General features: G+C 68.0%; 8 protein-coding genes. 3 read left to right on the forward strand and 5 right to left on the reverse strand.

Features of this window, described 5'->3' with window-relative positions; translation table 11 throughout:
• Positions 1 to 5: 5 nt before the first annotated feature.
• Together CAL22_RS04520 and uvrA are read right to left on the reverse strand one after the other, a co-directional pair.
• Positions 6 to 1136 carry an aminodeoxychorismate synthase component I gene (locus tag CAL22_RS04520; RefSeq protein ID WP_094810758.1) on the reverse strand — a complete coding sequence of 377 codons (1131 nt, stop codon included), beginning with the start codon at positions 1134 to 1136 and terminating at the stop codon, positions 6 to 8.
• A gap of 6 nt (positions 1137 to 1142) precedes the next feature.
• Positions 1143 to 6902 (reverse strand): excinuclease ABC subunit UvrA, encoded by a 5760-nt coding sequence (uvrA, locus tag CAL22_RS04525; protein WP_094810760.1) that lies wholly within the window; start codon positions 6900 to 6902, stop codon positions 1143 to 1145.
• Positions 6903 to 7249: 347 nt separating this feature from the next.
• Between uvrA and CAL22_RS21405 the strand changes: the two genes are divergently transcribed.
• The 3 genes from CAL22_RS21405 (at position 7250) to CAL22_RS04535 (ending at position 10019) form a co-directional block, all read left to right on the forward strand.
• Positions 7250 to 7378, forward strand: coding sequence for a hypothetical protein (locus CAL22_RS21405; protein WP_256682143.1), 129 nt, complete (start codon positions 7250 to 7252; stop codon positions 7376 to 7378).
• A 201-nt stretch (positions 7379 to 7579) separates the two neighbouring features.
• Positions 7580 to 8365 (forward strand): META and DUF4377 domain-containing protein, encoded by a 786-nt coding sequence (locus CAL22_RS04530; protein ID WP_094810762.1) that lies wholly within the window; start codon positions 7580 to 7582, stop codon positions 8363 to 8365.
• Positions 8366 to 8453: 88 nt separating this feature from the next.
• Positions 8454 to 10019 (forward strand): tetratricopeptide repeat protein, encoded by a 1566-nt coding sequence (locus CAL22_RS04535; RefSeq protein WP_094810764.1) that lies wholly within the window; start codon positions 8454 to 8456, stop codon positions 10017 to 10019.
• A 200-nt stretch (positions 10020 to 10219) separates the two neighbouring features.
• Here CAL22_RS04535 and CAL22_RS04540 read toward each other — a convergent pair whose 3' ends face one another.
• From CAL22_RS04540 to CAL22_RS04550, 3 genes are read right to left on the reverse strand one after another with little or no spacing between them, the layout of a single operon-like run.
• Complete coding sequence (locus tag CAL22_RS04540) at positions 10220 to 10930, reverse strand: ABC transporter ATP-binding protein (protein ID WP_094810766.1); 711 nt, start codon at positions 10928 to 10930, stop codon at positions 10220 to 10222.
• Complete coding sequence (locus tag CAL22_RS04545; protein WP_094810768.1) at positions 10927 to 11715, reverse strand: ABC transporter ATP-binding protein; 789 nt, start codon at positions 11713 to 11715, stop codon at positions 10927 to 10929. Before CAL22_RS04545 ends, CAL22_RS04540 begins: the two co-directional genes overlap by 4 nt.
• The gene (locus CAL22_RS04550; RefSeq protein ID WP_094810770.1) at positions 11708 to 12574 is read right to left on the reverse strand and encodes a branched-chain amino acid ABC transporter permease; all 867 of its coding nucleotides are present in this window, start codon (positions 12572 to 12574) and stop codon (positions 11708 to 11710) included. The genes CAL22_RS04545 and CAL22_RS04550 overlap by 8 nt, the downstream gene beginning before the upstream one ends.
• Between the last annotated feature and the right edge of the window lie 2 nt (positions 12575 to 12576).

Genomic DNA, 12576 nt, shown 5'->3' on the forward strand with positions numbered 1-12576 from the left:
CTATCCTAAAGGGGCTGACCCAGGATGCGGGCCTTCCATTGGCATTCCTGCCACTCTAACCCGGGGTCCGAGTCGTACACAATCCCACCCCCTGTGCTGTAGACCCCCTGGCCGCTGTCGTCCAGCACCAGGGTGCGGATGGCGACATTGAGCGAGAAATCGCCGTCCGGCGCGAGCCAGCCCACGCTGCCGCAGTACAGGCCGCGCGGCGCTATCTCCAGTTGGCGGATGCGGCGCATGGCGGAAATTTTCGGCGCGCCGGTGATCGAACCGCAAGGAAACAGGGCGGTGATGACCTCGGCCAGGCTGGCCTGGGGCGCGTGGGCGCTGACCGTCGAGGTCATGGTCCAGACCGTCGGATAGCGCTCCAGCGAGAACAGGGCGTCCACGCTCACGGAGCCCGGCCGCGCCAGGCGGCCCAGGTCGTTGCGCAGCAGGTCGACGATCATCAGATTTTCGGCCCGGTCTTTCTCGCTGGCCAGCAATTGCCCGGCCAGGCGTGCGTCTTCCTGCGGATCGGCCGCGCGCGGCGCCGTGCCCTTCATGGGGCGGGTGACGAGGCGCTCGCCCTGGCGGGCGACGAAGAGTTCGGGCGAAAAGGACAGCACCGTGCGCCGGCCGTCGCGCACGTAGGCGGCATGCGCCACGGGATGGCGTTGGGCGATGTCACGGTAGAGGGCGTCTGGCGCGCCCTCGATGCGGACGTCCAGCGGCTGGGTGTAGTTGACCTGGTAGAACTCGCCTTGCCCGATGCCGGTCCGGATGCGCTCGATGCGCTCGATATAGTCGGCCTCGGCCTGGCGCGGGGTGGCGCAGACGACGCGCGCGTCGGTGCTGCCCGTCCAGGGGCCGGTCAGCTCGGCCTGTTCGTACACCAGTGCGGTCAGGCGCGGCGGCAGGTCCGGGCGCGGCGGCGGGTTGGGCCCGCTGGCCGGCGCGTGCAGCGCCTGCGGCAGCAGCCATTCGCCCAATTCGTAATCCAGCAGCAAGGCCACCCAGCGGCCGGCGCGGCGCGCCGCCTCGATGGCCTCCCAGGCCGCCGGCAGCGCTTGCGGCTGCGCGGCCTCGATGCGCGCCACCTGCCCCGACAGGCGGCGCGACCGCCCGGCCAGGCGGTCTTCGAACCAACAATCCATATCCGTCTATTGTTTGAGGAACTCGGCGAGCACCTGCCCCGTATGGGACCGGTCGCGCAGGCTCATGACATGTTCCGGAGCGCCTTCGGCCACCAATTGGCCGCCGCCCGTCCCGCCTTCCGGACCGAGGTCCAGCAGCCAGTCGGCTTCGGCGATGACATCGAGATTATGCTCGATCACGACCACCGTATTGCCGGCCTCGACCAGCCGGTGCAGGACGTGGATGAGTTTTTCGACGTCGGCCATGGACAGGCCCACGGTGGGCTCATCGAGGACGTAGAGGGTGTGGGGGATGCGCGAGGCCCGGCCGGTCTTGATGACCCCGTCGGTCAGACGGGCCTTGGCCAGTTCGGTGACCAGCTTGATGCGCTGGGCTTCGCCGCCGGACAGGGTGGGCGAGGGCTGTCCGAGGGTCAGATAGCCCAGGCCGACATCCTGCATCAATTGCAGGGGGCGATGGATCTTGGGATGCGCCGCGAAGTAGTCCAGCGCATCGTCGACCTCCAGGGCCAGCACCTCGCCGGCGTTCTTGCCGCGCATCTGCACGCTCAGCGTGTCGGCGTTGAAGCGCGCGCCATTGCAGGCGTCGCACGGCACTTTGACGTCCGGCAGGAAGCTCATTTCGATGGTGCGCATGCCCTGGCCCTCGCAGATCGGGCAGCGGCCGTCGCCGGTATTGAAGGAAAAGCGCGCCGCGCCCCAGCCGCGCATGCGCGCCTCGCGGGTGTCGGCAAACTGCTTGCGCACATCGTCCCAAAAGCCCACATAGGTGGCCGGGCAGGAGCGCGGCGTCTTGCCGATGGGGGTCTGATCCACCTCGAGCACCCGGTCGATGGCTTCCCACCCTTCGATGCGCGCGCAACCCATCCATTGGTCGGCCTTGCCCGCCGCAACGACGCGGCTCAGGTTGTCGAGCAGGACCTCACGCGCCAGCGTGGACTTGCCCGACCCGGACACGCCCGTGACCACGGTAAGCCGCCCGACCGGCACGCTGGCATTGACGTTGCCCAGGTTGTGCAGGTGCGCGGCCTTGATGCGCAGCATGGGGGTGTCCTGGTCGATGGCGCGCCGGCCCTGCAGCGGATGCGCCAGCGGGCGGGCGAGATAGCGGCCGGTGACCGACTCGGGCGCGTCGATCAGATCCTGGGCGCTGCCCTGGGCCACGACGCGGCCGCCACGGATGCCGGCGCCCGGCCCGATGTCGATGATGTGCGAGGCGCGCCGTATGGTGTCGTCATCGTGCTCGACGACGACCAGCGTGTTGCCATTGCCCTCCAGCCGTGCCAGCGCATCGAGCAGGATGCGGTTGTCGCGCGGGTGCAGCCCGATGGTGGGCTCGTCCAGGACGTAGCACACCCCTTGCAGATTGGAGCCGAGCTGCGCGGCCAGCCGGATGCGCTGCGCCTCGCCGCCCGAGAGCGTGGGCGCGGCGCGATCCAGCGCCAGGTAGTTCAGGCCGACTTCCTGCATGAAGTCCAGGCGGCCGCGGATTTCGGCCAGGATGTCGCGCGCGATTTCGGCTTCACGACCGCGCATGACCAGGCCGGTGAAGAAGCTGTGCGCCTCGGACACCGGCATGGAGGCCAGGGCGGCGATGGAGCGATCGCGCCAGCGCACGGCCAGCGCGGTGCGGTTCAGGCGCTGGCCGTGGCAGACGCCGCAGGCCTTGGCCTCGCCCTCGTACCAGGCGTTCCAGGCGGTTTCCTCGCCGGTCTGTTCGGCGTCAAAGCCCTGCAATTGCAGGCCCGTGCCGAAGCAGCCTTCGCACCAGCCATGCTTGGAGTTGTAGGAGAACAGACGCGGATCGGGTTCGGGGAAGCTGATGCCGCACGAGGGGCAGGCGCGCTTGACCGAGAAATGCTGCTGCTGCAGTTGCTGGTTCAGGCCCGCCTCGCGGCGCAGCGGCGCGTCGCCCTGGGCGCCCGGCGTCAGATCCCAAAGAATGCTCATCACACCCTGGCCATGCTCCAGCGCGCCCTTGACGGCCTCGCGCAGCGCCGCCTCGTTGGCCGCGTCGACCACCACGTCGGCCACCGGAAGCTCGATCGTGTGTTCTTTGTAGCGGTCCAGGCGCGGCCAGGGGCTGACCGGGATGAACTCGCCATCGACGCGCAAATGGGTGTAGCCCTTGCCGGCCGCCCATTTGGCCAGGTCGGTGTAGTAACCCTTGCGCGCGGTGACCAGCGGCGCGAGCAGGCCGAGATGGCGGCCTTTGTGCTCGCGCAGCAGGCGGGCGACGATCTGTTCGGTGTTCTGCGGTTCGACCGGCACGTTGCAATCGGGGCAGAACTGCGTGCCCAGTTTGACGTAGAGCAGACGCAGGAAGTGATGGATTTCGGTCATCGTCGCCACGGTGGACTTGCGTCCGCCGCGGCTGGTGCGCTGTTCGATGGCCACCGTCGGCGGAATGCCGAAGATGGCATCCACGTCGGGTTTGCCCGCCGGTTGCACGATGGCGCGGGCATAGGCGTTGAGCGACTCCAGATAGCGCCGCTGGCCTTCATTGAACAGGATGTCGAAGGCCAGCGTGGACTTGCCCGAGCCCGACACACCGGTGATGACGGTGAAGGTGTCGCGCGGGATCTCCACGCTGATGTTCTTGAGGTTGTGTTCGCGCGCGTTGCGGATCTCGATGGCCTCGGCCTGTTGCCGGCGGCGGCGCATCAGCGATTGCAGGGGCGTGCCGCTGGCGTAGGGCGTGGCGGGCTCTTCGAGCACCGCGGTCAGCCCGGCCTGCTCGGCTTCCTGGCGATCGGCGTCGGTGGATACCACCACGTCGGCCGGCAGGATGCTGGTGGCGTAATCGCGCAGCGCCCGCCCGGTATACGAGCGCGGGTTGTCCATCAGGTCTTGCGGCGTTCCCACGCCGACGAGTTCGCCGCCGGCATCGCCGCCGTCCGGGCCGAGGTCGATGAGCCAGTCGGCCGCGCGAATGACGTCCAGATTGTGCTCGATGACCAGCAGCGTGTGGCCGGCGGCCAGCAGCTTGCGGAAGGCGCGCATCAGCCGCGCCACGTCGTCGAAGTGCAGGCCGGTGGTGGGCTCGTCAAACAGGAAGAGGCTGCCTTTCTTGGCCACCTTGGCGGTGGAAATCCCCGAGCGCGCGGCCTCGGCCAGATGGCCGGCCAGTTTCAGGCGCTGCGCCTCGCCGCCGGAGAGCGTGGGCACGGGCTGGCCCAGGCGCACGTACTCCAGGCCCACGTCGCCCAGCGGCGCCAGGCCGGTCTGCACGTCGCGCAGGCCGCGGAAGAACTCCAGCGCTTCGCTGACGGTCATCTCCAGCACCTGGTCGATGGACGCGCTCTTGCCCAGGTGTTCGACGCGGACTTCGAGCACTTCGGGGCGGAAGCGTTTGCCATCGCAATCCGGGCAGCGCAGATAGACGTCCGACAGGAACTGCATCTCGACGTGTTCGAAGCCGGTGCCGCCGCAAGTCGGGCAACGGCCGTCGCCGCTGTTGAAGCTGAAGGTGCCGGCGGTATAGCCGCGCTCCCTGGCCAGCGGCGCTTGCGCGAACAGTTTGCGGATCGCGTCGAACGCGCCGACGTAGCTGGCGGGATTGGAGCGCGCGGTCTTGCCGATGGGGGTCTGGTCCACCATGACGACATCGGCGATCTGCTCGGCGCCCAGCAGGCGGTCGAAGGGGCCGGGCGCTTCGGAGGGTTTGCCCTGCTGCTTGAGCAACGCGGGGTACAGCACATCCTGCACCAGGGTGGACTTGCCCGAGCCGGAGACGCCGGTCACGCAGACCAGGCGGCCCAGCGGCAGTTCGATGGAGACATTCTTGAGGTTGTGCGCCCGCACGCCTTCGAGCAACAGGCGCGGCGTGTTGGCCGCGACCGGCATGGGGCGCGGGGCCTCGACGTGGCGCCGCCCGCCGAGATAGTCGCCGGTCAGGGTGGGCGCGGCGCGCAATTGCGCCGGCGTGCCGTCGAAAACGATGCGTCCGCCGCGCTCGCCGGGGCCGGGGCCCACGTCGATGATGCGGTCGGCCGCCACCATGACCTGCGGGTCGTGTTCGACCACCACGAGCGTATTGCCGGCATCGCGCAGGCGATGCATGACCTCGACCACGCGGTGCATGTCGCGCGGATGCAGGCCGATGGACGGCTCATCCAGGACGAACAGCGTGTTGACCAGCGAGGTGCCCAGCGCGGTGGTGAGGTTGATGCGTTGCACCTCGCCGCCGGACAGCGTGCGGCTCTGCCGATCCAGGGTGAGGTAGCCCAGGCCCACGTCGCACAGGAACTTCAGGCGTGCCCGCGCTTCGGTCAGCAGCAGGTCGGCGGCGGCATCCATGGCGCCCTGGAAGCGCAGCGCATCGAAGAAGCGCCGCACGCGTTCGATGGGCAGCAACATCACGTCATGCACCGACAGCCCATCGAGGCTGTCGAGCAACTCGCGCGTCCAGCTCACGCCGGCCGGCATGAAACGCTGATAGCGCGCGTCGCCCGGCGGCAGCACGGCATCGGCCTCGGCTTTGCTGCCCAGGCGCCAGAGCAGGGCGTCGGGTTTGAGGCGGGCGCCGTGGCAACTGGGGCAGGGCGTATAGCTGCGGTACTTGGACAGCAGCACGCGCACATGCATCTTGTAGGCCTTGCTCTCCAGCCAGGCGAAAAAGCGGTGCACGCCGTACCACTGATGTTTCCAGGCCGAGGCGCCGCCCTTGAAATCCGGATCGCCATCGAGCACCCAGGCGCGCTGCTGCGGCGACAGGGATTTCCACGGCACGGAAACCGGGACGCCGGCGCGCGGCGCGTACTTCATCATTTCATCCTGGCACTCCTTGAAGGAAGGGGTTTGCCAGGGTTTGATCGCGCCTTCCTTGAGCGTTTTGTTTTCATCGGGGATGACCAGACCCAGATCGATGCCTATCACCCGGCCAAAACCCCGGCAGGCTTCGCAGGCGCCCAGCGGCGAGTTGAAGGAGAAGCTGCTGGGCAGGACGTCGCTGTATTCGATATTGCAGTCGGCGCAATGCAGCCGGTCGCTGTACTTCCAGACCGCGGCGTCGCCGCCCTCGGCGTCCATGGCATACACCGCGAGGTGGCCGGCGCCCATGCGCAAGGCGGTGTCCAGCGCCTCCATGACGCGGTCGCGCTCGGCATTGCCAAAGCGCAGGCGATCCTGCACCACATGCAGGGTGCGGCGGGCTTCGGGCGCCTCGGCTTTTTTGCCGCGGCCCTTGCTTTTGGCCACGGCCGCGGCGGCCTCTTCGCGATGCACCCGGGTGTAGCCCTGGCCTTCGAGAAAGCCTTTGACCTCTTCCTCGGTGAAGTTGGCCGGCACCGTGATGGGGAAGGTGATGACCAGGCGCGGATCCGCGGCCGCGGCGCTGCGCTCGGCCAGGGAGTGGAAGATGGATTCCGGCGTGTCGCGCCGCACCCGTTTGCCACAGCCGCGGCAATACAGCTGCGCGCCGCGCGCGAACAGCAGTTTGAGGTGATCGTTGAGCTCGGTCATCGTGCCGACCGTGCTGCGCGAGCTGCGCACCGGGTTGGTCTGGTCGATGGCGATGGCCGGCAGAATCCCTTCGATGCGGTCGACCTGGGGTTTGTCCATGCGGTCCAGGAACTGGCGCGCATAGGGCGAGAAGGTCTCGACGTAGCGCCGCTGCCCTTCGGCGTACAGCGTGTCGAAGGCCAGTGAACTCTTGCCCGAGCCGGAAACCCCGGTCACGACGACCAGCTCGCCGGTGGCGATGGTGAGATCAAGATTCTTGAGATTGTTCTGGCGGGCGCCAACGATGCGGATATGGGAGCTCATGGGGCGTAATCGTAGCCGGTGTGGGGGGCGAGCCCGGATGCGGGGGCGGGGCCCGCCTTGCGGGGGGCCGTCACGCTCGGAGCGCGGGCGGGACCGCGAGCGCGGGATACAGACAAAACTGGATGAATAAACAGTACAACAAATTTATGGCCGGATCGCAAATCCCCGCGTTGGCGGCGCGCCGGCGGGACGGGCCGGCGCCGGATAGGTAAAGGGGACGGGTTGACAAAGCCAGGTTTGTCGCTTGCACCCATTTCGGGCTAGAATCCCGAGTTACCCGAATTTTCGCCGCGCGCAGCTTGCGGGGCGGCTCGAACCCCACGAATCCTTTAGCGGAGATATTCATCATGGCCGAACGCAAGCGCGTACGTCGTAACACCCTCGAACGCCGTTGCCTGGGCAAGTCGTTCAAGCGCCTTTTCGTCAATGCCCCGAAGGGCATCTTCAAGATGCTGGAAAAGATCAAGCGCGTGTAATGCCGCTTGCTGCTTCCCGAGGAAGCAGGCAGTCCAAAGCCCCCGCAAGGGGGCTTTTGCTTGGGCGCGCGGTTTTTATCGTTTCAGTATGTAAGGTGGCGCGGCGCGGCGGCGGGCATGGTTTAGATTTTGAAACGGCCCCTGGCGGCCGGCCTGTCCGCGCTTCGTAGAATGCGGCCTGAAATCCAGAGAGGTACGTCCATGAAGAAACATCTGCTTCTGGCCCCGATGCTGGCCGCCTTGCTGGCGGGCTGCGCGCCGGCCTCTGCGCCTCGCGAGGAATCCACGACCATGAACGCTGCGGCTGCCGCGCTGCCTTTGACCGCTTACACCTGGCGCCTGAGCGGCGCGACCGACGCGGGCGGGCAGGCCATCCTGCGCACCGGCGTCGAACGCGGCCTGCGCTTGAGCTTCACGCCGGACGCGCTCAACATCCAGGGCGGCTGCAACACGCAGTTCGGCGGCTACAAGCTGGCCGGCGACGTGCTGACCGTGGCCAACCTGGCGGCCAGCATGAAAGCCTGCGAACCCGCGCTCATGCGCCTGGATGCCGACGTCGCGCGGGTGTTCCAGGGCGCTTTGCGCCTGAATCGCACCGGCGGCGCGGCCGCGCCGGGCTTGCAACTGACGGCGGCCGATGGCAGCGTGCTGACCTTCGCCGGCGAGCCGACGGCCGAAACCCGTTACGGCGGAGCGGGCGAGACGATCTTTCTGGAAGTGGCCGGCGCCACCACCGCCTGCAACCATCCCATGATGCCCGGCCAGCGCTGCCTGCAGGTGCGGGAGCGCCGCTACAGCGAATCCGGCGTGGCGCTGCCGCCGCAGGCAGACTGGCAGCCGCTTTACCAGGGCATCGAAGGCTATCAACACCACGATGGCGTGCGGACGGTGCTGCGCGTCAAGCGTTACACGCGGCAGCAGCCGCCGGCCGACGCGCCGGACAAGGTCTATGTGCTGGACATGGTGGTGGAGCAGCAGGTGCGTTGATTGCGCGCCCGCGGCGGGCGGACGATAAAATCCGGATCTTCCTTCTCAGCCGGGTCGCCCCCGGCCCCGCACGGATTCCGACCGCCGCATGACCGACTCTCTCTCTGATTTGCGCCAGCGCGCCGCGCAGGCGTTTGCTTCGGGCGCCTATGCGCAGTCCGCCGAGCTGCTCGCGCAGGCACTGGTCCTCGCGCCCGAGGAGGCCGGCGTGCTCAGCGCGATGGGCTATACGCTGAGCCGGCAGGGGCGTCTGCCCGAGGCGGCGGACCATTTCGACCGGGCAGTACGCGCGCGCCCCACCGACGCCGCCTTGCTGCGCGACGCCGCAGCGGTCAATCGCAAGGCGGGCCGGCCCGAGGCGGCCCTGGCCCACTACCGGGCCGCCTACCGGCTCGCGGGCCATGACATCGCCCTGCTTGGACAGATCGTCGATCTGATGCAGCACTTGGGGCGCGCCGAGCAGGCGCTGGTGGTGATCGATGGCACCCTGGCCCTGGCGCCGCAATCGGCCGGCCTGCATTATCTGCGCGGGATGGCGCTCAGTGCGCTGGGCCGCCGCCGCGACGAGCGGCAAGCCTATGAGACCGCGCTCAAACTCGACCCGAAGCTGGTCGACGCGCACACCAATCTGGGCGTGCTGGCCCGTGACGAACTGCGCCTGCAGGATGCCTTGCGGCATTTTAAGCAGGCGCTGGCCATCGATCCGGACAACGCCGGCGCGCGCAACAACCGCGCGCAGACCAATCTGTTGCTGGGCCAGTATGCGCATGGCTGGCGCGATTATGAATGGCGCTGGCGCGACGGCGGGCAGACCCGCCCTGTCGAAGGCGCGCCCTGGCTGGGTGAGACGGCATTGACGGGCCTGACGCTGCTGGTGCATGCCGAGCAGGGGCTGGGAGACACCTTGCAGTTCAGCCGCTACGTGCCGGCCCTGGCCGCGCAGGCCGGGCAAGTGGTGCTGCAGGTGCAGCCTCCCTTGCTGGCCCTGCTCAAGGCCAATCTGCCGGAGGTCACCGTATTGGCCGCGGACGAGCCGCTGCCCGCTTTTGATCGCCATGTGCCCTTGCTGAGCCTGCCGCTGGCCTTGGCCGCGCGGGGCGCCGAGCCCTGGCCGCTGGCGCGCCCTCTGCAGGCGGCCGCTTCCTCGCAAGCCGCCTGGGCCGAGCGGCTGGATACGATGTTCGACGGCCCGCGCCGGCCGCGCATCGGCTTGTCCTGGTCCGGCAACGCGGTGCATCCGGACGACCACAACCGCTCGATTCCGTTTGCGCAGCTGGCCGCGCTGCTCGATGCGCCCTGCGACTTCGTGTGCATCCAGAAGGATGTGCGCGAAGCCGACCTGCAGGCCATCGACGCCTGGCGCGGCCGCGGCGCGGCGGCGCGTCTGGCGCTGCCGCCGCTCGAGGATTTCCATGACACCGCCGGTCTGGTCGCCAACCTGGATCGCGTCATCAGCGTGGATACCGCCGCCGCCCATCTGGCCGGCTCGATGGCGGTGCCGACCTGGTTGCTGCTGCCGGCCATGCCGGATTGGCGCTGGCAGCTGCAGCGCGCCGACACCCCGTGGTACCCCTCGGTCGAGTTGCTGCGGTGCGCGCAGGGCTGGCCCGCGCTGCTCGAAGGCTTGCGGCAGCGGCTGACGGCGCAGGCCTGAGCCGCGGCTGCATCGCCGGCCTCGGCCCGTGGCCGGCCGGCATCCGGCCAGGCCGCCGTGGCGTCCCCCTCCCGCCCAAGTGAAAAGGCCTGAGTCCGGTGCGATACCGGACTCAGGCCTTCGGGGCGTTGGCGGTCAGTCGCCGTGCGCTCGCGGCTGAGGTCGAGACGCAGGCGCTGTGGCGCGCGCCGCGCGCGGGCTCAGGCGCCCAGATAGGCTTCGAGCACGCGCGGGTGGCCCAGCAACTCGCGTCCGGTGCCTTCGAGGGCCATGGCGCCGTTTTCCAGCACATAGCCTTTCTGGGCGATCTTCAGCGCCTGCCTGACGTTCTGCTCGACCAGGAACAGCGTCAGGCCGTCGGCGTTGATGGCCCGCAGCGAGCGGAAAATATCCTGCACCACGATGGGCGCCAGGCCCATGGAGGGTTCGTCCAGCAGCAGCAGGCGCGGCTTGGCCATCAGCGCCCGGCCGATGGCCAGCATCTGCTGCTCGCCGCCCGACAGGTTGCCGGCCATGCCGTGGATACGCTCTTTCAGGCGCGGGAACAGGTTGAAGACATATTCCAGATCGCTGCCGAGATGCTTCAGGCCGCGCCGGTAAGCGCCCAGCTCGAGGTTCTCCAGCACCGTCATGGTGGTCAGGATGGCACGGCCCTCGGGCACTTGCACGATGCCGCGCGCGACCAGTTGATGCGGGGCCAGTTGGGTGACGTCTTCGCCTTCGAAGACGATGCGGCCGGCGGCCTTGGGCAGCAGCCCCGACAGCGCCAGCAGCGTGGTGGATTTGCCCGCGCCGTTGGCGCCCACCAGGGCGGTGATGTCTCCGGCGTGCAGGCTCAGGTCGATCCCGCGCACCGCTTCGATATGGCCGTAGTTCACTTCGAGCCCACGGACTTCCAGCATGGCGCTCATTGCACGGCCTCCGCCTGTTCGGTGTCTTCGTCGTCTTCGCGGCCCAGATAGGCTTCGATGACCTGTTCATTGTTGCGGATCTCTTCCGGGCCCCCGCAGGCAATGATCTTGCCGAAGTTGAGCACCGCGATGCGCTCGCACAGCCCCATGACAAAGCGCATGTCGTGCTCGATCATGAGGATGGTGTAGCCGCGGTCGCGGATGGCGAGGATCTCGCGCATGAGCTCGGCGCGCTCGCCGGTGTTCATGCCGGCGACCGGCTCGTCGAGCAGCAGCAGCTTGGGCTCGGTGGCCAGCGCGCGCGCCAGTTCCAGTCGGCGCTGCTCGCCATAGGAGAGATTGTCGGCCAGATCATTGGCCTTGTGATCCAGGCGCATCCAGGTCAGCAGTTCATGCGCGCGCTCGCGGGCGCGCTGTTCGGCTTCGCGGAAGGCGGGCAGGCTCAACAGCAGACCCGCCAGGCCGTAGTTCATGTGGCGATAGGCGCCCACGACCACGTTCTCCAGCAGCGTCATTTCCTTGAACAGGCGGATGTTCTGGAAGGTGCGGGCGATGCCCATGCGCGTGATCTTGTGCGGCGCGCGCTTGAGCAGGGTCTCGCCATTGAAGCTGATGTTGCCGCCGCTGGGCGGCAGCAGGCCGGTGATGAGGTTGAACACCGTGGTCTTGCCGGCCCCGTTGGGGCCGATCAGGCCATAGATGCTGCCTTCGGGCACGGACAGATTCACGTCATGCAGGACGTGCAGGCCGCCGAAGCTCTTGGAAACGGAGGAAAGCTCAAGCATGGCGTTTGCCTCCTTGACGCAACCAGCGCTTGAAGCGCGCCGGATCCCATATGCCTTGCGGCAGGAACAACACGATCACAACCAGGATCACTCCATTGATGACCAGGCGGAAATCCGCGAAACCGCGCAGCAGTTCGGGCAGAACCGTCACGATGGTGCTGCCCAGCACCGGGCCGGCCAGGCTGCCGATGCCGCCGAGGATGGCCATGGTCAGGATCTCGACGCCACGGTCGAAGCCGTATTCATTGGGGCCGATGAAGAAGGTCAGATGGGCGTTGAGGCCGCCGGCCAGGCCGGCGATCATGGCGCCCAGCACGAAGGCCAGCATTTTGTTGGCGCGCACGTCGATGCCCATCAGCCCGGCGGCGGTTTCGTCGCCCCGGATGGCGTCAAATGCGCGGCCGATCTTGGAGCGCCGCATGCGCCAGAGCACGAACAGCACGATGACCAGCGCCAGCGCCACATGCCACCATTGCGTCAGTTGCGGGATGCCGTTGAGGCCCAGCGCGCCGCCGGTGACCGACTCGGTGTTGAGGATGGTCACGCGCACCACTTCGCCAAAGCCCAGCGTCGCCATGGCCAGATACACGCCCGACAACCGCAAAGTGGGCAGGCCGATGAGGGCTGCCACCACGGCCGGGGCGAGCATGCCGCCGAGCAGCGCCACCGGGAAGGACGCGTCGTAGTTCATCGTCAGCAGCGCCGCCGCATAGGCGCCGATACCCATGAAGGCCGCATTGGCCATGGCCAGCATGCCGCAGGCCAGCGTCAGCCAGATGGACAGCGCCAGCAGGGCGTTGGTGCCCAGGGTGAGCACCAGGTTGCCATAAATGGCCCAGAAATTCTCAAATCCGCTCATCA

It is taken from the genome of Bordetella genomosp. 12, assembly GCF_002261355.1.
Lineage (GTDB): Bacteria > Pseudomonadota > Gammaproteobacteria > Burkholderiales > Burkholderiaceae_B > Bordetella.